This window comes from Prevotella phocaeensis, assembly GCF_900065875.1.
Taxonomy (GTDB): Bacteria; Bacteroidota; Bacteroidia; order Bacteroidales; family Bacteroidaceae; genus Prevotella; species Prevotella phocaeensis.
Genome location: NZ_LT160624.1, coordinates 163,889 through 186,545, shown reverse-complemented (window position 1 = coordinate 186,545; position 22,657 = coordinate 163,889). Strand labels below are relative to the sequence as shown.

20 protein-coding genes are annotated in these 22,657 nt (G+C 43.3%); 5 read left to right on the top strand and 15 right to left on the bottom strand.

The window, feature by feature from the left end:
* Positions 1-124: 124 nt before the first annotated feature.
* Together BN3912_RS06195 and BN3912_RS06190 are read right to left on the bottom strand one after the other, a co-directional pair.
* A complete protein-coding gene (locus tag BN3912_RS06195; protein ID WP_064972274.1) occupies positions 125-3,334 on the bottom strand; it encodes a TonB-dependent receptor in 3,210 nt (1,069 codons plus the stop codon).
* A 241-nt stretch (positions 3,335-3,575) separates the two neighbouring features.
* The gene (locus tag BN3912_RS06190) at positions 3,576-3,941 is read right to left on the bottom strand and encodes an HU family DNA-binding protein (RefSeq protein ID WP_064972273.1); all 366 of its coding nucleotides are present in this window, start codon (positions 3,939-3,941) and stop codon (positions 3,576-3,578) included.
* Between the two features lie 786 nt (positions 3,942-4,727).
* Between BN3912_RS06190 and BN3912_RS06185 the strand changes: the two genes are divergently transcribed.
* Together BN3912_RS06185 and BN3912_RS06180 are read left to right on the top strand one after the other, a co-directional pair.
* Positions 4,728-4,910: a hypothetical protein gene (locus tag BN3912_RS06185; RefSeq protein WP_023983179.1), complete on the top strand. Its 183-nt coding sequence runs from the start codon at positions 4,728-4,730 to the stop codon at positions 4,908-4,910.
* A 154-nt stretch (positions 4,911-5,064) separates the two neighbouring features.
* The gene (locus BN3912_RS06180) at positions 5,065-5,508 is read left to right on the top strand and encodes an HU family DNA-binding protein (protein ID WP_023983180.1); all 444 of its coding nucleotides are present in this window, start codon (positions 5,065-5,067) and stop codon (positions 5,506-5,508) included.
* 232 nt (positions 5,509-5,740) lie between these two features.
* Here BN3912_RS06180 and pdxT read toward each other — a convergent pair whose 3' ends face one another.
* The 11 genes from pdxT to BN3912_RS06125 all read right to left on the bottom strand — a co-directional run bounded on the left by pdxT (position 5,741) and on the right by BN3912_RS06125 (position 17,400).
* Positions 5,741-6,325 carry a pyridoxal 5'-phosphate synthase glutaminase subunit PdxT gene (gene pdxT, locus BN3912_RS06175; RefSeq protein ID WP_023983181.1) on the bottom strand — a complete coding sequence of 195 codons (585 nt, stop codon included), beginning with the start codon at positions 6,323-6,325 and terminating at the stop codon, positions 5,741-5,743.
* Positions 6,325-7,200 (bottom strand): pyridoxal 5'-phosphate synthase lyase subunit PdxS, encoded by an 876-nt coding sequence (gene pdxS, locus BN3912_RS06170; RefSeq protein ID WP_023983182.1) that lies wholly within the window; start codon positions 7,198-7,200, stop codon positions 6,325-6,327. The genes pdxT and pdxS overlap by 1 nt, the downstream gene beginning before the upstream one ends.
* 117 nt (positions 7,201-7,317) lie before the next feature.
* Complete coding sequence (locus BN3912_RS06165; RefSeq protein WP_023983183.1) at positions 7,318-9,474, bottom strand: alpha-amylase family glycosyl hydrolase; 2,157 nt, start codon at positions 9,472-9,474, stop codon at positions 7,318-7,320.
* A 3-nt stretch (positions 9,475-9,477) separates the two neighbouring features.
* Positions 9,478-10,371 (bottom strand): ACP S-malonyltransferase, encoded by an 894-nt coding sequence (fabD, locus tag BN3912_RS06160; protein WP_023983184.1) that lies wholly within the window; start codon positions 10,369-10,371, stop codon positions 9,478-9,480.
* 212 nt (positions 10,372-10,583) lie between these two features.
* Entirely contained in the window at positions 10,584-11,099 is a 516-nt protein-coding gene (gene rplI, locus BN3912_RS06155) for a 50S ribosomal protein L9 (RefSeq protein ID WP_023983185.1), read from the bottom strand.
* 19 nt (positions 11,100-11,118) lie between these two features.
* Positions 11,119-11,391: a 30S ribosomal protein S18 gene (gene rpsR, locus BN3912_RS06150; protein WP_004370537.1), complete on the bottom strand. Its 273-nt coding sequence runs from the start codon at positions 11,389-11,391 to the stop codon at positions 11,119-11,121.
* A gap of 2 nt (positions 11,392-11,393) precedes the next feature.
* Complete coding sequence (gene rpsF, locus BN3912_RS06145; protein WP_004370536.1) at positions 11,394-11,738, bottom strand: 30S ribosomal protein S6; 345 nt, start codon at positions 11,736-11,738, stop codon at positions 11,394-11,396.
* Positions 11,739-12,107: 369 nt separating this feature from the next.
* A complete protein-coding gene (locus tag BN3912_RS06140) occupies positions 12,108-13,619 on the bottom strand; it encodes a glycoside hydrolase family 10-like protein (RefSeq protein ID WP_023983187.1) in 1,512 nt (503 codons plus the stop codon).
* A gap of 256 nt (positions 13,620-13,875) precedes the next feature.
* Positions 13,876-14,340 (bottom strand): lipocalin-like domain-containing protein, encoded by a 465-nt coding sequence (locus BN3912_RS06135; protein ID WP_023983188.1) that lies wholly within the window; start codon positions 14,338-14,340, stop codon positions 13,876-13,878.
* 362 nt (positions 14,341-14,702) lie between these two features.
* A complete protein-coding gene (locus tag BN3912_RS06130; RefSeq protein WP_023983189.1) occupies positions 14,703-16,331 on the bottom strand; it encodes a hypothetical protein in 1,629 nt (542 codons plus the stop codon).
* Positions 16,332-16,392: 61 nt separating this feature from the next.
* Positions 16,393-17,400, bottom strand: coding sequence for a hypothetical protein (locus BN3912_RS06125; RefSeq protein ID WP_023983190.1), 1,008 nt, complete (start codon positions 17,398-17,400; stop codon positions 16,393-16,395).
* 140 nt (positions 17,401-17,540) lie between these two features.
* Between BN3912_RS06125 and prmA the strand changes: the two genes are divergently transcribed.
* Positions 17,541-18,401 carry a 50S ribosomal protein L11 methyltransferase gene (gene prmA / locus BN3912_RS06120; RefSeq protein ID WP_023983191.1) on the top strand — a complete coding sequence of 287 codons (861 nt, stop codon included), beginning with the start codon at positions 17,541-17,543 and terminating at the stop codon, positions 18,399-18,401.
* Positions 18,402-18,418: 17 nt separating this feature from the next.
* Here prmA and BN3912_RS06115 read toward each other — a convergent pair whose 3' ends face one another.
* Positions 18,419-19,249 (bottom strand): glycoside hydrolase family 25 protein, encoded by an 831-nt coding sequence (locus BN3912_RS06115; RefSeq protein WP_023983192.1) that lies wholly within the window; start codon positions 19,247-19,249, stop codon positions 18,419-18,421.
* Positions 19,250-19,362: 113 nt separating this feature from the next.
* Entirely contained in the window at positions 19,363-21,003 is a 1,641-nt protein-coding gene (locus tag BN3912_RS06110) for a diphosphate--fructose-6-phosphate 1-phosphotransferase (protein ID WP_023983193.1), read from the bottom strand.
* Positions 21,004-21,816: 813 nt separating this feature from the next.
* On the opposite strand from BN3912_RS06110, the gene BN3912_RS06105 reads away from it, so the two are divergent.
* Positions 21,817-22,089 (top strand): hypothetical protein, encoded by a 273-nt coding sequence (locus tag BN3912_RS06105; RefSeq protein WP_004370526.1) that lies wholly within the window; start codon positions 21,817-21,819, stop codon positions 22,087-22,089.
* A gap of 8 nt (positions 22,090-22,097) precedes the next feature.
* Positions 22,098-22,655 carry a 1-acyl-sn-glycerol-3-phosphate acyltransferase gene (locus tag BN3912_RS06100; RefSeq protein ID WP_023983194.1) on the top strand — a complete coding sequence of 186 codons (558 nt, stop codon included), beginning with the start codon at positions 22,098-22,100 and terminating at the stop codon, positions 22,653-22,655.
* The last annotated feature ends 2 nt before the right edge of the window (positions 22,656-22,657 follow it).

Below are 22,657 nucleotides of genomic sequence, written 5' to 3'. Positions count from 1 at the left end.
CACGATAGAAATATGACGAAAGCCGGCTTCACTTCGGGAACCGGCCTCCGCAATAAGAGTTCCGTGTTTCAAGAATACGCTTGCCGTGCAAATTCCACGAGAACAGCTTTACACGGCAACGCGTTCAGAACGTATACTTCAAGCCGATCTGTCCACGCCAGCGAGAATAGTAATCGTCTGGGTTTTTCAGCACGTAATCGGGCGTCTGAAGGAACTGGAACTTGCCGTTGCCGCTATAGGTGAGCGGACTCATGAACTCGCTCGAATAGCCCGAACCATAGCTGCGCCCCCAGTTCTTGTTGAGCAGATTGGCCACGTTCATAATATCCATGCTCAGCTCAAGGCCGTGCACGTACTTTCCAACCCTGATATTGACCTTCTGGGCCACGTGCAAATCGAAATGGTTTTCAAACTGCAGATTGTCCGCATAGCGCTTGTAATACTCTCCCCTGTGGTCTCTAAGGTAAGGCGTATTGGCAAGCCACTGCTTGAAGTTAGCCCGCTGCTGATTGGCGGTGAGGTCTTTAGTCGGCACGAACTGCATTTGATCGATCTGCTCGTCGGTTGGTATGAACATCAGGTCGTTGCCCCGTCCGTTATCGCCATTGATATCATTTCTATACAAGATGGAATATGGCGAACCGCTGCGCCCCTCGTAAATGATGCCGACAGTAGTCGTGAGGAGTTTGTTTCGGCCCCAATCGAGATGATAAAAGGCAGAGGCCTTGATAATGTGGGGAATATTGAAGGCGCTGTTGCCCAGTTCAGGGCTGTTGGAGAAGCGATACGTATGCGTATTGTTCCAGTTGCTGGCCGCTACGGACGAAGTAACGCTGCTGATGCTCTTCGATTTGGTGAAGGTATAGCTTGCCGTGAGGTCGAGACCGAAGTCGAAGCGCTTTTCACCCTTTATGGAAAGACTGTAAGTATATCCCTTGCTCGTGTTCTTCAGCAGATAGATGTCGCTATACGGCGTGCCCTTGGTTTTACGCTCGTACATGGGCCGGTTGTCCCACGCATAGCCGTAAGGCATCTGGCTGAATGTTTTTCCGGTTTCCTCGTATGCAATATTCTGGTAGTACACATCGTTCAATGTTTTCGAATAAATGGCTTCGGCCGTCCAGTCGATGCCCAGCAGATTGAAGTCGAAGCCGAGGTTGAAGCGGAGGCTCTGCGCGAACTTGAAGTTCTTGTCGAACAGATTGATCGTCTGGCTTCCGCTCGCCTTCAGGAGCGCAGCGTTGTCTTCTTGCTTATTGGGATCGAGGATAAGGCGCAAGTCTTTCGTGCCGCTGGTGCGGTAATTAGAGAACTGCACGCCCGTGTTGGAGAAACTGTTGCTCAGCCAAACGAACGGGATGCGGCCGGTAAAAATGCCTACGCCTCCACGGAGGATAAACTTGCGGTTGTTCTCGATGTCCCAGCGGAAACCGGCCCGCGGACTCCACATCGGCGTAGAGCTGAGCCGCTGGTTGGTCTTGTAGTCCCATCCCTGTGCGGCAGCATACTCGTTTAGGCCCTTGTTCTCGGTGGGCGTGTCGAAGAAGAGCGGCATATCCATACGCAGGCCGTAGGTGAGCTGGAAGCTGTTCGTTACGTCCCATTTATCCTGCACGTAGAACCCCAGTTGGCCGGCGCCGAATTCGGGTTTCCAGTGCGCGTCGCCCGTCACGTCTACGTTGGCCCGCTGAAAGCGGTAGTCCTTGATGCTCGTTCCGTCGGGATTGCCGGCTTTCCAGTTATCGTAATAGTTTTTGAACTCGTCGTAGCTGTCGAAGGTGTAGCCGCCGTAAAGATTCGGAATATATAGGTTGGCAAACTGATAGAACTCGTTGTGAGTTCCGAACGTAAAGGTGTGGTTGCCCTTATACCACGTAAGGTTGTCTTCCAAGGTAAACACGTCTTGGTCGAGGCTGTTGGCCATAGAATTATAGTCGTTGCCGATATATACGGCCCCGCCTCCGGTGCCAACGTTTGAAACCGTCACCGAGGGGAAAGGCGCCCCCGAGGTACGCGCATCGCGCACGTTTACGTAAGTGGCGCGGGCTTCGTTGCTCAGTACTGCCGACAAGCGGCTCTGTAGTTCCGCAATAAACGTATGCGTTTTCGAGGCGAACTCGTAGGGGCGGTCGCCGCTCACCAGAATCTTCCGGCCTCCGTTCGCCTTTGTTTGGTTACCCTTCACGTAGCTCCAGCGCACGGAAAGTTTATTGAAGTCGTTGATATTCCAGTCGAGCTTCAGTCCCATTTTTTCGCTTTTGGTATAGATCGACGGCGTAACGTAGTCTTGCCCGTAGTTGTAGCCCTGTGCCGATGCCATTTCTTTGATATTCTCGAGAATTTCTTTGGCGCGGTCTACGGGTACGTCAGAGCCTTCGGCTCCTAAGCCATACTGGTTGGGATAATGCTTGTCCGACTTCTCGTAATTGGCGAAGAAGAACAGCTTATTCTTCACGATCGGGCCGCCGAGCGTAAAGCCGAAGAGGTATTCCCGCTCGTCTTGGTAAGGCTGGGCATAGGTGCCGTCGGGATTTTTATAGTGGCGCCCGACGAGGTTTTCATTATTCCCATAGGCATATGCGCTGCCGTGGAAATCGTTGGTGCCGCTCTTGGTGATAGCATTGATGGCCCCGCCGGTGAAACCGCTCTGGCGCACGTCGAACGGCGCGATGTTGATCTGTATCTGGTCGATGGTTTCCATGGAGACGGGCTGCGTGTTTGCCTGTCCGCCGTTGCTTCCGCTGGCAGTCAGTCCGAACACGTCGTTGTTCATGGCGCCGTCTATCTGGAAAGCGTTGTAGCGGTTGTTGGTTCCTGCGAACGACATGGCGCCCGACTGATTGTTCGTAGTGAGCTGCGGATTCATGCGGGCTATGTCGGAGATGCTGTGCGACACCGACGGCATCCGGCTGATCATGGTTGCATCGATGCTCATGGCCGCCCCCGTCTTGCTGGCATCCAGCCCCGATTTTCCCGTAACCACAAGCTCTTGCAGCTCGTGTGCGTCTTCTTCGAGAGAGCAAGACAGGTTGCGCGTCTCGCCGAGCAGCAAAGTCACGTTGTTGAAACTCTTGGGCTGGTGCCCCACGTAGGTTATCTCCACGGTGTAAGGCCCTCCCACGCGCATTCCCTGTATGGTGTAGCGCCCGTCGGTGTTGGTTATGGCGCGATAAACAGTGCCTGAGGGTTCGTGTTTTGCCGTGACCGTGGCTCCGATCACTTCGCCGCCTGCCGAGGTGATCTTTCCGCTGATGCCCGACGTTGTGACTTGCGCCATGACGGCAGAGGCGAGCAAGAGCATCGCCGCCGTCAGAACTTGCATTTTTCTAAGCATACGTTGGTGTTTTTAATTAATGATTGCGGGGCGTAGCGCCCGCGCCGTGTTAGTATTATGTTGCAAAAATAAGCAAAATAATTCGAAAATCGTTGCTGCGCATGCAAAAACTTCATGCGCGCCCCATAAATAACGGCAGAATGCCCGCCACGTGAACGGGTATCCTGCCGCCATGAGTTTTCGGGCCGGTGGGCGCTGCCCGCCACGAGGCGTAGCGCCCGCGCCGCCGACAGCGCCGTGTTTACTTTTCGTACGCGGTCTTCTTGAGCAATTGTTTCATTTCTACGCCCGGGGTGAACAGCACGCGTGGTTTTATCTTTGTTGTGTCGAACGAGTGGCTGTCTGCCGCGCCGTTGCTCGAGAGCGAAACGCGAAGCGTGCCGAATTCGCCCAGCTGCACGCTGAAGCCGTCCATCAGATATCCGGGCAGGCAGTCGAGAAGATTGAGCAGCACGTTTTCTACATCGCCTCGGGTGAGCGACGAGCGCCCCGCGATTTCCTTAGAAATGTCGTGCAGCGTCTTGCGCCCGGCGTTCACGGCGTTAGCATAGACTTTCGATTTCGTCTTGTCTTGCGGATTTTTCCGTCTTACTAATTTAATTTTCATAATCTGTAAGGTTTAAATGATTAATAAATTGTTACTAAAAATCGCTACGATGGGCAGTGGCACTGTTTCCTCTGCCCGTGCATCCGTTTTCCTTTTATCTATTCTGCTACTCGCTGAAGCCTTTATAGTTCCTCGCTGCAACCCTTCCTGCTCCTCACTGCAATCTTTCCGCCTCCCTGCCGCAGTTTATTCAATTTTTCGCTGACATATTTCCAGCTCCCCACCGCCACTTCTTTATCCCCACCCCGTTACCTTTCCAACTCCTCGCTGCCCGCCCGTTTGCCTCTCCCGACTTTCGTGACGGCGGCGGGCGGAGCCCGTGAAAAGCGCATGCGGTTGCAGGAAAAATTACATACGGCTGCACGCAAATTTCTTCCCGCTTACAAATTTATTTACATACGGTTGCACGTAAATTTCCTCCCGCCTACGAATTTATTTACACACACCGTCGCTTAACTCCTCTATTTTAGATGTTCTCATACGCGCGCGCGAAGCGTTGTGTATCCCCCATAAACAAAGGGCTCACATAAGTTCCCTTTGTTACGTTTTTCATGTACTTTCATCAAACTTTGAAAGACAAAATAAGCACAATTTTATACTAAATATTTAACTATAAAACAAAGAGGACATGAAGAAATTTTTACTATTATCCCAACCATCACATCGCCCACCGACAACGGAGAAGACATCATCTTCGATCCACAAGGGCGGCGCGTAACAAATCCTGCCAAAGGTATCACAGAATAAACGGAAAAAAAGAAAATCATTAAACAAACATACAACACAATGAACAAGAAAAAGACATACATAGCTCCCGACATCAGGGTTATCCACCTCGCGATCGAAAAAGGCATCACACAATTCGTAGTAGCCTTTCACAACACCGGTGAGGACGAAAGTGAGGCTAAACAGGGAGTATCAGACGACGAAGAATGGCAAGTAAACAACATGCAATGGAACAACCGATAATCCATAGCTTATAAGGAGACGGTCTCCTTATCGTAAAGAGGCCGTCTTTTTATCGTAAAAAGGCCATCTCCTTAGCATAAAAAGACCGTCTCCTTACAACAAGAAGCTGAACTCTTTATAAATAACATATTTAACCCTTTAAAACCAAACGATTATGGCAGTAAAATACAAGTTGTATCAAGACAACCGCAAGAACAGTGCCTACAAAGGCAAATGGTATGCCCGAGCAGTGATAGACGATGTGGTAAACCTCGAAGAAATCAGTCAGGAAATACAAGACAACACCACGGCTAAACAGGCCGATGTATACGTAGTGCTGAAAGAAATGATCAATGTGTTCCGCCGTCATCTGCAGAACGGCGACCGCGTGGTGCTCGAAGGCTTCGGTGCATTCAAGGTAGGGCTGAAAAGCAAACCTGCTAATTCGCCCAAAGACTTTAATTCTACAGACCACATCGTGGGCGCACGCATCAACTTCCAGCCCGAAACGCATTGGACGGCTACAGATCCTACGCGTCGTAAGCAGTTTCTGCAAGGTCTCGAAGTAAAGTTAGAAGGCGAAAAACCAACCCAAACACCGCCTCAACCGGGGGCATAATACAAAATGAAATAAAGAACGAAGGAGCGCAAAAGAAAATTCTACACTAATCGATTGCACAACACGCAGCAATCGGCTTAATACCGAACTTCGCTTCAGAATTCAACATTTGGCATTTGAAATTATTTTATAACTCTCTATGATATCCCGATCCGCCATTTTTGATCGTCGCGACGACGAGAACAGGATCGGGATTTTTTCATGCCCTTACCTTAACCGCGAACTGTAAACGCTATCGATGTCCGGCCAAACTCGCGATGTTTAAAAAAAACTCGTGCACACGGGTATCGTTTGTAAGCTCCGGATGAAAAGCCGTTACCAATTGATTTCCTTCGCAGGCGGCAACAATTCTCCCTTCGACCGTGGCCAGCGTTTGGCATTCGGCACTCAAAAGAGTTTGAATGTAAGGCGCGCGAATAAACGGCATGGGAACTTTCTCCCCCACTCCCTCCATCATGCTTTCCGCATAGAAACTCCCTAGCTGGCGCCCGTAAGCATTCCTGCACGTTTGTATATTCATGGTAGAAATTCCACCGTAAGCCTGTCCGTCTACTTTCTTCGAAAGCAGTATCAGTCCGGCACATGTTCCGAAAACCGGCATACCGTCTGTAATCATCCGGCGTATCGGCATTAACAAATCAAGATCGTTCAACAACTTAAGCTGTACGGTGCTTTCACCTCCCGGAATAACCAAACCGTCTACGGGTTGGTTTAAATCGTCGTTCTGGCGGATTTCAAACGTATCGGCTCCTAAAGTTCGGAGCATTTGCGCGTGTTCGGCAAATGCTCCTTGTAAGGCTAATATTCCGATTTTCATTACTTACCCCGTTCGGCCATTAACAACTGTATTTCCTGTTCGTTGATGCCGACCATCGCCTCCCCGAGATTTTCAGACAGTTCGGCAATCATCTTGGCATCGTTATAATTCGTTACGGCCTTTACGATTGCGGCGGCACGCTTTTCAGGATTACCGCTCTTGAAGATGCCGCTGCCAACAAACACGCCTTCTGCCCCAAGCTGCATCATCAGTGCGGCATCGGCAGGCGTGGCAACGCCTCCGGCAGCAAAGTTCACAACGGGCAGCTTTCCGTTATCGTGTACGAACTTCACCAGCTCATAGGGCGATTGCAATTGTTTAGCTGCTTCGAAGAGTTCATCTTCGGCCATCGATACGAGTCTGCGTATTTCGCTTTGCATCAAACGCATGTGGGTAACGGCCTGAATAATGTCGCCTGTTCCGGGTTCGCCCTTCGTACGGATCATCGTTGCACCCTCGGCAATTCGACGCAACGCTTCGCCTAAATCTTTGGCACCACAAACAAAAGGCACGGCAAACTGTGTTTTGTCGATATGGTAAATGGGATCGGCAGGCGACAGCACTTCGCTTTCATCGATATAATCTATCTCGATGGCCTGCAATATCTGCGCTTCTGCAAAATGGCCGATACGGCATTTCGCCATCACGGGAATAGAGACAGCCTCTTGTATTCCTTTTATCATCTTAGGATCGCTCATGCGCGAAACGCCTCCGGCAGCACGGATATCGGCCGGAATCCTTTCCAATGCCATTACGGCACATGCCCCTGCCTGCTCGGCAATACGCGCTTGTTCGGGCGTTGTTACATCCATAATTACTCCGCCCTTCAACATTTGAGCCAGATTACGATTTAATGTTTGTCTTTCGTTTGTCATATTATTTTTCTTTTAATTTACAGTTATTTTATTGATGGAGATCGCATACTAACACCGAAATTATAGGTGCCATGCATACTTTTCGTTCGATCGGTGCAGAAATCGCCGATTTCGCAACTACTGCACCACTTTGAACCGAATGCGATAAGCGTGTTTCTCCTCATCCCAGTTTGTACCGAGGATTTCAAATCTACCTATCTGACTCGTCGACCGCACATGTTTGCCAATACAAAGGCAAACGTCGTAATCGCCAATCCGTACAAGCCGGAGCATATCTGAGGCGTCGGCAGGCAGGCGATCGGTTTTTACATCGACAGGCAAATGGTCTCTGTCTACGACTTCATAGGTTATGGGGAGGTCTGCCCGTATCAGCTCGTTCATCTTATCTTCTATGGCCTTTTCCTCCTTACGGTCTGGCTTATGGTCCAAGATATAGGTAATTTTGCTCTTCTTCCGCTCTATATGTGCATTATTCGAACGCTCGCAACCGAACATTCTCATCATAGTTTGATTGAGCAGATGCTCCGCAGTGTGTGCAGGAGGGAAATCTTCCTTGTTATGGTCGTTGAAATTAATGTCTATATTCGTCATCGATAAATTGAATTTAAAAATACATCCACTGTATGGAGATACCATTGTTGCTATCACACCATCTTTCCTTAATGCAATGGTCTGGCTTTTACCCGTCAGCAGTTCTACACCGTTGGTAACGCACTCCGTCATCCTAAGACAATCGAATGCGTGTTCGGGAATAATCGTAGCTGTCTGCACCGTCTTATCAGAGAAGTTAACGATGATAAACAGCAATGTGCTTCGGTACTTTCGCAGAAAAGCATACTGATAACGGGGATCGAAACTATCCGACATAGGATTTACATATATCAAATCGAAGAAGTCGCCTTTCGCAACAACCTGCTCTCGTTTAGCGATATTCAAAATCTGTTTATATCGTGCCGCCAGTTTTCGTTCTTCCGGTTTCAACTGCAGCTTGGCAAAATATCCTCTGCGTATTGCATCAACCGACCAGTAGTCGAAGATGCTCGTACGACCATCAATTCCGCTGAAGCCTTCCTTGTCCATCCCGCGTTCACCGTATTCTTGTCCGGCATAAAGCATAAACGGGTTTTTACGCATCAGCGCACTTACCATCACTCCCGGAATGGCCTTACGAGCATCGCCGCAGAAAAAGTCGCTCGCAATACGCTGTTCGTCATGGTTCTCCAAGAAGTAGAGCATACGCTCATTGATGTCATCGACATGTTGCCATTGATATGTAATGGCGCCAGCCGGACGATTTCCGCAGATAACATCCCGTAGGCAGTCGTACATCCCCACCTTATCGTAAAGATAATCGAAACCGCTTTCGATATATGCTCGATACTGATCAGAAACATACACTTCACCGATAAAGACTGTCTTAGGAAAACGCTTTTTTACAATACTGATAGCATATGCCCAAAAAGCAGTGGGAACCATTTCCACCATATCGCAACGAAAGCCGTCTATCCCCTTAGCCATCCAATACAAAAGTATATCCGTCATCTTTAGCCATGTATTGGGTATGGGATCGAAATGGTAAGAACGTCCACTCGCATCGCAATAATCAACACCGTAATTCAGCTTCACGGTTTCGTACCAATCGTTCAGTCCCGGGCAATTGTCGAAATGATCATTACCGGTAGCTTTGGCAGGCATCTCATAATAAGTATTGTGCTTCTTATTGATAAAACCAAGAGACAGCTCTTGATTAGGACAGTAATAAAAGTTATTCTGTTGGTCGAATTGCCTGTCAGTTCGGTCGTTCTCTCCCAAATCTTTTACTCCATTTGGCTTGCATATCGACCGATATTCCCTCGCTACATGGTTGGGAACGAAGTCCATAATAACTTTCATGCCCGCATGATGGGTACGCGCAATCAGGCTCTCCCACTCCTGTATACGTTTTTCCACATCTATGGCAAGGTCAGGATCCACATCGTAATAATCGGCGATAGCATACGGAGAGCCCGCTTTTCCTTTCACCACCTCCGCATGTTGGCGTGGTATGCCGTAACGTTGCGAATAGTCCGTTGTGGTTGCATGACGAATAACGCCCGTAAACCATACATGCGTAACTCCCAAATCACGAATTTGTTTCAAGACTTTCGGCGTAAAGTCTTCCATCTTTCCTACACCATTTTCGGCAACCGAACCATTCTCTTTACGAGTTTGGTTACGATTGCCGAAAAGACGTGTGAGAACTTGATAGATAATAATTTTCTTACTATCCTCCATTGATTATGCTTCTTCAATACCGTGAGCCGTCACGCTATTATCAATACGGCTGATCATTCCCTGCAATGCCTTGCCCGGCCCGCACTCCGTAAAATCATTTGCACCGTCGGCAATCATATTCTGTACCGAAGAAGTCCAGCGTACGGGACTTGTCAGCTGGGCAATTAAATTGCTTTTAATTTCGGCAGCATCCGTATGCGGTTTACCATCCACATTCTGATAAACAGGACATTTAGGGGCATTGACAGTAGTCTGTTCAATAGCTACCTGCAATTCCTCTTTAGCCGGTTGCATCAATGGAGAGTGAAATGCACCGCTGACTTTCAAAGGTAGAGCACGCTTTGCTCCCGCGGCTTTCAGCTTTTCGCATGCCGCATTTACAGCATTTACGTTCCCCGAAATTACCAACTGCCCGAGGCAATTATAGTTAGCAGGAATTACCACATTATCTTCCGTGCTGACTTCTGCACAGATTTCCTCCACTTTCTCGTCCGGTAATCCGATAATTGCAGCCATAGTTCCCTCGCTTATCTCACATGCTTTCTGCATGGCAAGAGCACGAGCGTGCACGAGACGAAGGCCATCTTCAAAGCTCAACGCTCCAGCTGCAACCAACGCAGAGAACTCGCCCAACGAGTGTCCGGCCACCATTGCAGGAGCAAATTCATTGCCCATGCAAAGTGCAAAAATCACACTGTGCAGGAATACGGCCGGTTGAGTAACCTTAGTTTGCTTTAGTTCATCATCGGTTCCGGCAAACATAATATCTGTAATCTTAAAGCCAAGGATTTCATCAGCTTTGTCGAATAATTCTTTTGCAAGAGAGTTGTTTTCGTACAGGTCTTTACCCATACCTACAAATTGAGAACCCTGTCCGGGAAAAACAAATGCTTTCATTTCCTAATTCAAATTAATTAATCTGTTTAAAATATTTGCCCTGCAAAGTTAAACTAAATCAAACAGATTACAAAATATTGAGTTATATATTTTTATTGGAGGTATATTATTAATGCGAAATGCCCAAATTGAATAAAAATCGAAACAAAAATCCCAATTACCTTATACGGTAATCGGGATTTTTATATTGGTTTGCTTTACAGTGCAAATTATTATTCTGCAGGAGTTTCTTCAATCTTGGCAACCTCCTCTACTACTGTTTCAACAGGCGCTGCCACAACAGGAGCATTTTCGGCAACCACTTTTACCGGTATTTTTATCTCAACTTCCTTGTGGAAGTGAACAGTTGCTTCGTAATCACCGACTTTCTTGGCATCATGCATAGTAATAATCTTACGATCTACTTCTATGCCCAATTTCTTCAACTCTTCTGCAACATTGGCAGCACCAACAGAACCATATGTAACGCCCGTTGCGCTTACCTTTGCCGAAATAGTTAAAGCAACATCTTTCAAGGCCTCTGCTCTCTTCTCAGCCTCTGCTTTCAAAGCAGCAATCTTGTGTGCCTGTTGCTTTAAATCCTCTGCAAGTTGTTTCTTTGCCGAAGGAGAAGCTATAACACCCTTTCCTTGTGGTATAAGATAGTTACGGCCGTAACCGTTCTTTACATTCACAATATCGTTCTTGTAACCAAGTCCGATGATATCTTCTTTCAGTATTATTTCCATTCTGTTTCCTCCTCTTTAATTATTTCATCAAGTCGGTTACGTAAGGAAGCAGTGCTATCTGGCGTGCACGCTTTACAGCCTGAGCAACGCGACGCTGATACTTCAAGGATGTTCCGGTAATGCGACGCGGAAGAATTTTACCTTGTTCATTCAAGAATTTCTTAAGGAACTCGGGATCTTTATAGTCAATATATTTGATACCGCTTTTTTTGAAACGGCAATACTTCTTTTTCTTGACGTCGATAGAAGGAGCGGTCAAATAACGAATTTCTGAATTATTCTGTTCTGCCATGATTATGCCTCCTGTTTTTTAGCGTACTTTTGTTTCCTCTTCTCTGCATACTGAACAGCATATTTGTCGAGACTTACGGTAATATAGCGAATTACCTTTTCGTCGCGGCGATAGCCTGTTTCGAGCTTATTCACAATTGTTGGCTCACCTTTAAACTCAAACAAACAGTAGAAGCCCGAGGTCTTCTTCTGAATTTGGTAAGCCATTTTCTTTAGTCCCCAAGCCTCTTCATTCACGATCTCCGCACCATTATCGGTGAGCAGTTTCTTGAATTTAGCGACCGTTTCCTTCATCTGTTCATCAGACAAAACGGGAGTCAAAATGAAAACGGTTTCGTATTGATTCATACTACTTTAAATTTATAAAATAATTAATAATAAAATGCACCTTATACAAATGCGGTGCAAAAGTACGTTTTTTTTTTGATGCAGACAAATATTATTAGTATTTTTGTCCGAAAATCTGCTATAAAATGAAAAGATACATCAAATACATAGGGCTTCCATTCGTATATCTTGGTGTGGCATGCCTATGCATCGAATACGTTACGAACATAAAATCCAATATTCTTTTGGGTATCGGGCTACTGTTCATCATATGCGGAATAATAGGCTATATGGCTTATCAGAAAAAAATCGAGAAATACTGAATAGATGGTTGAATGCGCCTTACAATATAAAAGATCGGATAGTGGTTTTTCTATCCGATCTTTTATATTACAGTTTCACACGTTTTTTACGTCCTTTGCTTTCATTGCTCATTTTATCGAGAGATGTAACAACATATATGCATTTCTTTGTTCCATTTACGTAAGGGAGCTTATAATAAGTTTTGTTCGTTATTGCCAATATCTTCGATGGTTTTTCAAGATCGACTTCTTCCCCATCCTCAAAACGATACACAACATATTTCTCTACCACATCATCCCATTTGCTCCCTTTAGGCTGTTGCCAAAACAGAATATACCCGTCGTTAGTCCATACGGGTTTCACCTTTTTGGGTTTCTTGGGGGCTTTGCTGTCAATGAACGGCATGAGCGGCTGCAGTGCAGGCCGTTTCCAATAATAATTGCGAAGTGCTGTACCATAACTGCCTACATTGTCTACCACCGCCTTAGCATACCACAGCACGGTACCGTTCACATAGGGCAAACGGTCATGCAGGTTGAACTTTGCGTTCATTTGATTATTCTTCGGATTATTTTTGTCGGGATACTCCGTTGTTCGTATCACGTTCTCCCCAATAAAGAGCGGACGGTTCTTGGCATATTTGTTCCACCAAGTAATTAGAGTTTCGTAATCTGCCGCAGGATGCCCTATTTGCCAATACAACTGTGGCACACAGTAATCCACCCAACCATTGTTGATCCATAGCAATACATCGGCATACAGATCATCATAATTCTGCAAACCATTGGTATTACTTCCTATAAGTGGGGCGTTTTTCTTGTTCCGATAAATACCGAAAGGTGATATGCCAAACTTCACCCATGGCTTAAGACTGTGAATATTCTCCGAAAGCTGTTTTATCAACACGTTTACATTGTCGCGCCGCCAATCGTTCTTATTAGCTATACCATTATTATATAGCCTAAACTCGCGGTCATCGGGAATTTTTTCGCCAGCTGCAGGATACGGATAAAAATAATCATCCATGTGAATGCCGTCTACATCATATCGCCGAACAATATCTTCTACCACCTTATATATATGTTCTCTGTTAGCCGGATTTCCGGGATTTAATATAAATTGATTAGCATAAGCAAATACCCGTTCGGGATGTTTGATAGCCACATGCGTACCGGCAAGCGTCGCCGTAGACTTAGTTTTGGCACGATATGGGTTTATCCATGCATGCAATTCCATACCTCGTTTATGACATTCGGTAATCATCCATTGCAACGGATCCCAATAGGGCGACGGAGCAACGCCCTGCTTTCCCGTAAGAAAGCGGCTCCAAGGCTCCAAAGAGCTATTATATAATGCATCGCATTCTGCCCTAACCTGAAATATGATGGCATTAACACCATCCTTTTGCAACTCATTCAATTGGTAAGTCAGCATACGTTTCATATTCTCTGTACCAATTCCTTCGAATTGACCGTTGACACATTGTATCCATGCACCTCTGAACTCTCGCTTCTTTCCTTGCGCCATGCACTCTGGGTGGAACAGTAAAGAGGCAACCATGAACGCAACAAATAAAACAGAGAAAAAACTTTTCTTCATGATAGGTTATGTATATTTTTGGTCGCAAAGGTAATAAAATAAGGTGCAATCGCTTGAAAGGTTCATGCCATTTTTATTCTTTTTTAAGAGTTTATTTCCTCGAAATCATCCGCATTTCATTTATTATATCGCTCTCCGCATCTCATATCCGACTAATATTTCGGGTAATCTTCGGTGGTTAAACAAAAAAGCACCTACCGGCAATCGGTAAGTGCTTAATTATTCGGGTAGTTTTAACCGTACAAAAATAATTGTTTTATCTTACTTTTATGAATGTTATTCGGTGCGGATACCGCGGATCATTATCCAAATTATGCTCCACAATTGCACTATTTCCATTAATGGAGAGGACTGTATAAGCACTCTCAAGTACCCCTATAAGCGTATGAAAATAAATTTTATTTTCATTAATATCATACTTGTAAGTTTCCTTATCACTCCAGTCTTTGGTTATTTCCGAATAGGCTGATAAATATTGACATGTCCCGTCGTCTTTGAAAATAAAGCGTTCGGAATCTTCGCCCATAATATCTTTATCAACTTCGACAACTTTCTCATTTTTATCAAAAATATAACCAGACACATGAGTTGCTTGCCACGTTCCCACAATATTGGCCTTGATGGTGTCGGAAGATACCTTGTCATCATCTGAAGAGCAGGATAACAGTGCAAACGCACACATAAACAAACTGATAAAGCTAAATAAATGTAGTCGTTTCATTTATATATCTATTAAGAACATATTTGCCTATAGCTCCCTTAAATTAGGCAAGATTAATAATTTTATTCTTAGAAGCGAGGGAGCCAAAAGATACGCTTAAGTACGGTGCAAAGATAAACAAAATTTTTTATTATAGCCAAAGTTCAGTATAAAAATTACACAACAGACTCACTTTTACTGTTGTTATCAAGAATTACGTTACACAATTAATGCGAATAAACATAGCATATAAACTCAATAAAATTAGCTTCCATGCAAGATAGGCCGGCAATTTATTTCACGCAATAATGAGTAATAACATAAGAAAAGCCTGAAAGTATTATAGGAATACTTTCAGGCTAAAATATTTAACTTATCGATTATTAGAACCTGTAACCAAGCGTCAATAACAATTGATGACGCTTATTATTCACACTCACCGCATTTGTATAGTTGTTGATTTCTTCTTTTTCAATTTTATTAGTATTCGTATTCAGCGACCAGAAATCTCCATATGAATTCATGAATGGATAAAAATCACCCTCTGTTACGCTATACTGATATGCCAAATCTACAGAAAAATTCTTCACAGCATAACCAAGTCCGAGTGTTATACGGTTCGTGGCTTTCCAATTAGTATAATCTGTGGCAGAACTATAGTTTGTACTATAACTATCTATCAAACCGTTCTTAAACCCGTTTTTATTAAACATCGGCGATAAATAATTATAACCCATGCGGATAGCAAACTCCGGCGAAACCTTTACTTCGGCACCTATTTTGAAAGTAGAAACCCCTTTCAACGTTTCTTTCGTATGATCATTCATCGCCCGATCACTATGGCTCGCCTCATAATATCCACCATAAAAATAGCTATAATGCGTACCATCATTGACTCTATTATCCATACTTCCATAATCTGCATATTCATAACTTGCGCCTAAAGCAAGATATTTACCTACCGTATGCCCTAAACTTACACCGAATTTCCACGGAGTATATAGTTTGAAATCGTAAGAGGCACCCGTCGTATAGTTGGGATTATAACCCTGATATTGCGTACCATTTACTAAATAAGTATAGTTCTGCGTAGTGAGATTGTACCATGTAGGCGTCGCAATAGATAGACCTATACGGAAAGGCGACGATTCTATAGGGCGAAAAATCGCACCTATTTTTACGTCGAAGCCTGTTCCTGTAATCCGTCGTTCGTCGTTTATGGCAACTGTCCCCACATTTTCATTTTTATAATCGAGCAGATTTTCCGTATATTCACTTACCCCCTTGTAGTGTACATCATGAAGACCGAACGTAATACCGAGATATATACGGTTGTTGATATTACCGCTTACATTGAAATCATACTCTCCGATATAACCGGTGTTTGCACGGTTCATGACATAAGCATTGGCAGTGTTGCGTGCAAGTTGTCCGTTACTGTTCGCTAAAAAAGCGTTGTAATAGAGATTATCCAATTGACTTATTCGCGGATCTACACCTTTCAAATTACCATGATCATTCGCAATATTGAACTTAGATTGTGTGTCTTTATCTCCTCCTGCAATACCCTTAAGGAACGACTGCGTATTCTGAGAAGCATCTTTCAGACCGCCTGCCGCAGAAAGAATATAATCGAAGTTACGACTCTTATGATAGTTAAATCCTATATTAAGGAAAGAGTTACGACTTTCGCGCATGGTGTAAACAAAACCGACCTGATCAAAACTGGCGTTAGTTTTGTTTCCGTTGCGGAAGTTTTTACCGTCTTGCTGCGAAACCATGCCAAAAGAGATGGCCGCCATAGAACGTCTGAAGAGTCCGAGTCCTGCAGGGTTCGAACTAATCGTCGACAAATCTGCTCCCAAGGCATCCATTGCCCCTCCCATACCTACATAACGTGCAGTTCCATTTAGGTCGTTTTCTACGAGTTTGGTATCCTCATACGTCTCTTGGGCTGCCATAGGTAAAGCTGTCAGAGAAATCCCTATCAAGAAAAGATATTTCATTTTCATTGTTTATTCATTTTATGTACGAAAACTATTTTACTAATTACTCTCGTTAGTCGTATGCACTTTACCTACGACTACCACCGGCATATCCACCACCTGCAGGACGCATACCTCCACTGGGAGCTCCGCCTCCGCTGCCTCCGGAGAACCCTCCTCCACGCGAACCACCAAAGTTAGATGGCGGAGTAGTACGAATATTACCAAACGAATTGTTATTCTGATAAGCGGAACGGGAGTTATTGTATTCTGTTGAAGCTGGTCTTCTGCCGGCTCTTACACCACTACGTTGATAGGTTGTCCACTGTTCATTCCCGTTTGCATCATAACTCCTACGCTTGAATGTAGTGCCTGTAGGGTGTCCGGAAGTAGCAGAATTATTATACCTATAGTTAGAGCGATCGTAATATCCCAATGTGCCGGTATGTCCACTGTAGACTCTGTGAACGCCTCCCCAAGCATATCCGGGGTATCCGCCCCATCCCCAATAATAGTCATAAGGATATCCCCATCCATAATATCCGCCATACCACGGCGAATACCATGAACCGTGCCATCCTCTGTAACCATAATACCAAGGATCGTACCATCCGTAATACGATGTATACCAAGGATCATACCATCCCCATCGAGTACTCCAATAAGGTCCGTACCCCCAACGATAACTGTAGAACCAAGGATCATAAAAATTATCCCAACGGCTCATACGGCGAGTATAGGTATAGTCGTCATCGGCATTGTACACCCTGTCGTAATACTTTCCTACAAATGTCGTATCGATATAGGTAGAATCTGGATACACTCCCGTCCCCTTTTGAAACTGTATAATATCATTGCCCAATGAATCGGAACCCAATACTTGGTAATGGCTCCAATACTTCCCGTGACGATTATATTCATCAACATTACGATTGCTTCCGCTATAGTAAACCGGAGCATCTTCTACCTGATGAACATTACTGCGGGCAGATTTAGTGGCACTTTTCGGTACGAAATAAAGGTCATCGTCTTGGGCAAACATAGACAATGATGGCATCATACCGATAAATAGCGATAAAAATATAAACCTTTTCATATTGACTCCTTTTAATGTATTTACTGTCTTATAATGCAAAAATAAACTATCTTATAGTGCAAAAGTAAGGAAATTCCCTATTCGATGATAGGTTTTTCCCTATTTTTTATACTTTTGCAAATATTTATTTAACGCAAATAATGAAATACTACGTTGTTGATTTTATAATTTCCTGCAAAAAAGAAATCAAGAATATGGCTAAAGAACTTTTAGCCGATGCTGCCGGTGAAGCCGGCTTTGAGTCATTTGAAGATACCAAAAGGGGTATGAAAGGGTATGTACAAACCGACATGTTAGACCATAACATGCTTGAAGAACTGATTCAAAACTTTATTTTACCGGATGTAAATATCAGCTATACACTATCTCCAATGGAAGACAGGAATTGGAATGAAGAATGGGAAAAGCAAGGCTTCGATCCAATTGTTATTGGTAATGACATTGTTATATACGACGCAAAACACGACAGATTAACCGATGATGATAAGATAACGATAGGTATAGATACCAAACAAGCATTCGGAACCGGCACACATGAGACTACTCGAATGATTATCTCGGTCTTGTTAACAATAGATATTAAAGAGAAACGCATACTGGATTGTGGCTGTGGAACCGGCATATTGGGCATTGCTGCACTAAAATTAGGAGCGGCACAGGCCGTGGGATATGATATTGATGAGTGGAGTGTAAACAACAGTAAACACAATGCACAGATAAATAGAATTGACAACATGCAGATATTACATGGGAATGTGCATGTGTTGACACATGTTAACGGTATTTTCGATATCGTATTGGCAAACATCAATCGCAACATACTTCTTGCCGATTTGCCTGCTTTTAAAGAAGTATTATCCAAACAAGGCACAATTATCTTGAGCGGATTTTATACGGAAGACGTACCTGCTTTGACAACAAAAGCAGAAGAATTGGGATTATCAAAGGTAAAAGAAGTGACCAATAATAATTGGGCGTGCATTGTTTTAACTGCTAAATAACATGCACATGAGAACTTTTACCATTCTCTTCCCTTGCTACCAATGGTAAGTTTCTTAAGGTCGTAATACGAGCCGTTGTATATGTTAAAATCTACATATCCCTTAATACCGGGTAATTTACCAGCATCTGTATGCTGCCAAAACTTCCATGCACCCTTGTATTCCACCTTGTCTACATAATAATGAGCTATCCAATACGGATAGTCGTCGAATACAGGAGCACTGAGATATTTTTCCTTAAATTTATAATAGGTATAGATAATTGGCTTCACATGATATTTATCTTCAACAATATGTAGCCATGTCAGCACATCACGTTGGAAATCTTCATCCGAAACATCTTTAGGTTTATGCTCTACATCCAATACGGGGGGAAGATCACCTTCCTCAAGATGTACTTGTTTTAAGAAATAATATGCTTGATCACGAGCTGTAGATTTATTGCTCCAAAAATGATAAGCTCCCCTTATAAAACCGTACTCACGAGCTTGATAAAAATTATCGTTGAAGTTTTCATCCAAACTACCTGAGCCTTCGGTAGCTTTTATCATTATAAAACGCAGAGGACATCCTTCGATCATGGAGTTACGAAGTTCGTTCCATTCTATTTCTCCTTGATAATGGGATATATCAATTCCATGGATTTCATACCCTTCGGGATAGTCGGCATCTCCATATAATGCACGCCACCGGAAACCTGTAGGACCGACAAAAAAATAGTAAAATACCCATACATAAAGCACAACAATACCAATCCCACCAGCCCATATCGCCCACTTGGGATACTTTCCCAAAAAAGACGTATGCATCTTCTTTCGTCTACGAGAATTCGTTCGCCGTTTATTCATATATAGGTTCCTGCCTGATATAAAATAAGAATTACGCCAAAATCCATAATCCTAAACGATTGCAGAATATTGGCGTAACACTTTATCAACATTTATTTGATCCGGTTTTCTTATTACCCTTGCTCTAAAGCAAGTGTACGGGTTGTTTGATCGCAGACCTCACTCGGCCCCCAATATTGGATAGGTCCCGGGTATAGATAGCAAGTATTCTTAGCCCATTCATCGCGATAAGCGGCAAAAGTCTTAAACGGCTTGCCGTTAAGTTCAACGAGTGCTTTACGGATTACGGGCTTCATTTCGCCATTACGACGTTCCATATTCATCATCATAGTAATGGGTACGCCGCCTGCTTTCCATTCATTCGTACTTGCCGTAGTATTCTTTACGATGGCCATATAACCGGTCTTTCCGTTTGCAATGAGTTGCGCAGCACTTGTACCGAGCGCATAGCAATAATCTGCATCGAAATTAGAAGGAGCAGCACAACGTCCTTCATAACCAAAAAAGTGGTGCTGAGCTGCGAAAACACCATTAAATTTGCCTTCGGACTTCCACTGTGCCAACTTCGAAGCAACCATATCCGACAAAAGTTTTTCAGTCTCAATTAAAGAAACCTGTACATTTCCATGAGGATCGCGGTCTAAACTCAACTGACGAGCCACATCTTCAGGCAGGGTTTCGAAAGTAGCTTTATTTTCCGCAGACAAATGATTAAGAATATATTCACGCTGTGCATCTTTGTCAAGGTCTTTATAATCGTTACCATGAGCCGCAAGAAGATCGTTCAATTCCTGAATTAAACGACCGATGGCAGGAATAAATTCGATGAGTCCTTCAGGAATGAGAACCACACCAAAATTATTGCCTTGCTCCGCACGATGTGCCACAACAGAAGCTATGTTTTCAACAATATCGTTCAATGTTTGATCTTTAGCTTCAATCTCCTCAGAAATCAAACAGATGTTCGGTTGCGTCTGTAATGCACATTCGAGTGCGATATGAGAGGCAGAACGCCCCATCAGTTTGATGAAATGCCAATACTTACGTGCCGAATTACAATCGCGCTCAATATTTCCGATAAGTTCAGCGTACGTTTTAGTTGCGGTATCGAAGCCGAATGATGTTTCTATCTGTTCGTTCTTCAAATCACCATCGATAGTTTTCGGGCACCCGATCACCTGTACACCGTACTGCTTTGCAGCATAATACTCGGCGAGCACACAGGCATTTGTATTTGAATCATCGCCACCGATAATAACTATTGCTTTGATATCGAGTTGGCGGATTACTTCGAGCCCTTTCTCAAATTGGTCTTCTTTTTCGAGTTTAGTTCTGCCCGAACCAATCATATCAAAGCCTCCGGTGTTACGATAATCCTCCAAAAAATCGGCCGTAATTTCAATATAGTTATGGTCTACCAATCCTCCAGGTCCCATCAGAAAGCCATAGAGCTTATTTTCGGGATTGAGTTTCTTAATACCATCGAACAATCCACTAATAACATTATGCCCACCGGGAGCCTGCCCACCGCTCAGAATTACGCCGACATTCATTCTCGTAGTATTCTTTTCAGTACCGGGAACGAACTCTACTAACGGCATACCATAGGTATTGGGGAATAATTTCTTGATTTCTTCTTGATTGTCAACACTTCTTGTAGGTTCACCTTTTTTAATTTTCACAGCACCCTGAAGGGCTACCGGCAGCTTCGGCTGATAGGCTGCTCTTGCTTTCTGCAATGCACTTTTTCCCATTTTCGAATTAAAATAAATATAACATTTAAAGATTATTCTGCATAAAACACCTGCAAAAATACCTTTTTTTCATGAGATATAAAAAGAAATATAAAAGAAAACAATTTATTTAACGAGAATTCAATAAATCAACATTCTAAAATAGTATGTTTTTAAAACGTTGTATATCATTAAAATGCAAAGACTTTTCACATGAAGATATGACAGTAATATCATAGAATTGTTCTTACATCTTCTTTTCTCTCCATTTCGGACAAAACAGAAAACCACACCGCTAATATCTCCCCAAATAATTATTATATATCGTCACACAATAATCTACACTTTATTTAACACGATGTTGTATCATCAATATCACAATACTGTATCAACGATACAAGGTAGAGGTATGGTCGATATTCGGTAGTTGTAAAGCACAAAATAAATTACTTCCATACAGTATTCCCCGTCATTCTTTCGGCATAAATACAAACACTAAATTTCTTGCATTCAGCACTCTTTTTCTTTCATGATAACATGACAAGAAAATAAACAAACATAATATGTATATTAAAATCTTTTGTTGCTCATTAAATACATTTCATATCGTTGTTAAGACCATGAGATTCATTAAAAGAGATAACACAGTTTCTCCCCATCTCACTTGCCTATAAAATACGACATCAGTACATGTAAAAACCGTTTTATTCTAAAATTACATTGATTTCACATTAATTTAAAAGTTTTTATGCGATGGTGCTTGCCCTTTCCCTTTTTTTTCCTATCTTTGGCAGAAAATAATTTCACTGTTTTATCTATATTAAACTATATGATATGAGCAATAAAAGAGATTTAAAGCGCACTATCAATTATGTATGCAGCGATTTGTTTTCAGAATGTGTAGCTGCATCATTGTACAGCGGAAAACCAAACGAAGAGGATGTAGAAGCAATCCTGTCATCAATCATTATTATTCATAACGACTACATTCGTAGAATTTCTCACCAAGAACCGGGGATTGATGCACGGAAATATTATCATAGTTTGATCGGCGATTTCAATAAACAGGTGTCGGAAATCATTGACCAAATATCGAATATGAATTAAAGACCGTCATGCTACAGAAATTGTGTTCTTGGATTTTATATAAGCGAATGGGATGGAAAAAACATATCACTATAGACCATCCCGAAAAATATATTATTTGTTTAGCTCCCCATACCAGTAACTGGGATTTTGCCATCGGACAACTTTATATGCGTGCCGAAAGCATGTCGAGCAACTTTCTCATGAAAAAAGAATGGTTTTTCTGGCCATTGGGAAAGTTACTGAAAGCTATCGGTGGAATACCTATATGGCGAGATAAACATTCAAATATGACAGATATATTGGCAGCAGAAGCAGAAAAGGCCATAACATTTCATCTATGTATCACTCCGGAAGGTACCCGAACATTGAATCCTGAATGGAGAAAAGGATTCTATTATATTGCCTTAAAGGCACAAATTCCTATATTACTTTATGGTGTAGATTATCAGAAAAAACTTATACAATGCACCAAAAGTCTTATTCCTACAGGAGATATAGAGAAAGACATGAAAGAAATAAAGCTGTATTTTAAAGATTTCAAAGGTAAAAAACCTGAAAATTTCACGATTGGGGAAATTTCATAATA

What these genes read in the sequence shown, in the direction of transcription:
- BN3912_RS06195 (WP_064972274.1), bottom strand. Translation starts at nt 3,334, where the DNA reads ATGCTTAGAAAAATGCAAGTTCTGACGGCGGCGATGCTCTTGCTCGCC.
- BN3912_RS06190 (WP_064972273.1), bottom strand. Translation starts at nt 3,941, where the DNA reads ATGAAAATTAAATTAGTAAGACGGAAAAATCCGCAAGACAAGACGAAA.
- BN3912_RS06185 (WP_023983179.1), top strand. Translation starts at nt 4,728, where the DNA reads ATGAACAAGAAAAAGACATACATAGCTCCCGACATCAGGGTTATCCAC.
- BN3912_RS06180 (WP_023983180.1), top strand. Translation starts at nt 5,065, where the DNA reads ATGGCAGTAAAATACAAGTTGTATCAAGACAACCGCAAGAACAGTGCC.
- pdxT (WP_023983181.1), bottom strand. Translation starts at nt 6,325, where the DNA reads ATGAAAATCGGAATATTAGCCTTACAAGGAGCATTTGCCGAACACGCG.
- pdxS (WP_023983182.1), bottom strand. Translation starts at nt 7,200, where the DNA reads ATGACAAACGAAAGACAAACATTAAATCGTAATCTGGCTCAAATGTTG.
- BN3912_RS06165 (WP_023983183.1), bottom strand. Translation starts at nt 9,474, where the DNA reads ATGGAGGATAGTAAGAAAATTATTATCTATCAAGTTCTCACACGTCTT.
- fabD (WP_023983184.1), bottom strand. Translation starts at nt 10,371, where the DNA reads ATGAAAGCATTTGTTTTTCCCGGACAGGGTTCTCAATTTGTAGGTATG.
- rplI (WP_023983185.1), bottom strand. Translation starts at nt 11,099, where the DNA reads ATGGAAATAATACTGAAAGAAGATATCATCGGACTTGGTTACAAGAAC.
- rpsR (WP_004370537.1), bottom strand. Translation starts at nt 11,391, where the DNA reads ATGGCAGAACAGAATAATTCAGAAATTCGTTATTTGACCGCTCCTTCT.
- rpsF (WP_004370536.1), bottom strand. Translation starts at nt 11,738, where the DNA reads ATGAATCAATACGAAACCGTTTTCATTTTGACTCCCGTTTTGTCTGAT.
- BN3912_RS06140 (WP_023983187.1), bottom strand. Translation starts at nt 13,619, where the DNA reads ATGAAGAAAAGTTTTTTCTCTGTTTTATTTGTTGCGTTCATGGTTGCC.
- BN3912_RS06135 (WP_023983188.1), bottom strand. Translation starts at nt 14,340, where the DNA reads ATGAAACGACTACATTTATTTAGCTTTATCAGTTTGTTTATGTGTGCG.
- BN3912_RS06130 (WP_023983189.1), bottom strand. Translation starts at nt 16,331, where the DNA reads ATGAAAATGAAATATCTTTTCTTGATAGGGATTTCTCTGACAGCTTTA.
- BN3912_RS06125 (WP_023983190.1), bottom strand. Translation starts at nt 17,400, where the DNA reads ATGAAAAGGTTTATATTTTTATCGCTATTTATCGGTATGATGCCATCA.
- prmA (WP_023983191.1), top strand. Translation starts at nt 17,541, where the DNA reads ATGAAATACTACGTTGTTGATTTTATAATTTCCTGCAAAAAAGAAATC.
- BN3912_RS06115 (WP_023983192.1), bottom strand. Translation starts at nt 19,249, where the DNA reads ATGAATAAACGGCGAACGAATTCTCGTAGACGAAAGAAGATGCATACG.
- BN3912_RS06110 (WP_023983193.1), bottom strand. Translation starts at nt 21,003, where the DNA reads ATGGGAAAAAGTGCATTGCAGAAAGCAAGAGCAGCCTATCAGCCGAAG.
- BN3912_RS06105 (WP_004370526.1), top strand. Translation starts at nt 21,817, where the DNA reads ATGAGCAATAAAAGAGATTTAAAGCGCACTATCAATTATGTATGCAGC.
- BN3912_RS06100 (WP_023983194.1), top strand. Translation starts at nt 22,098, where the DNA reads ATGCTACAGAAATTGTGTTCTTGGATTTTATATAAGCGAATGGGATGG.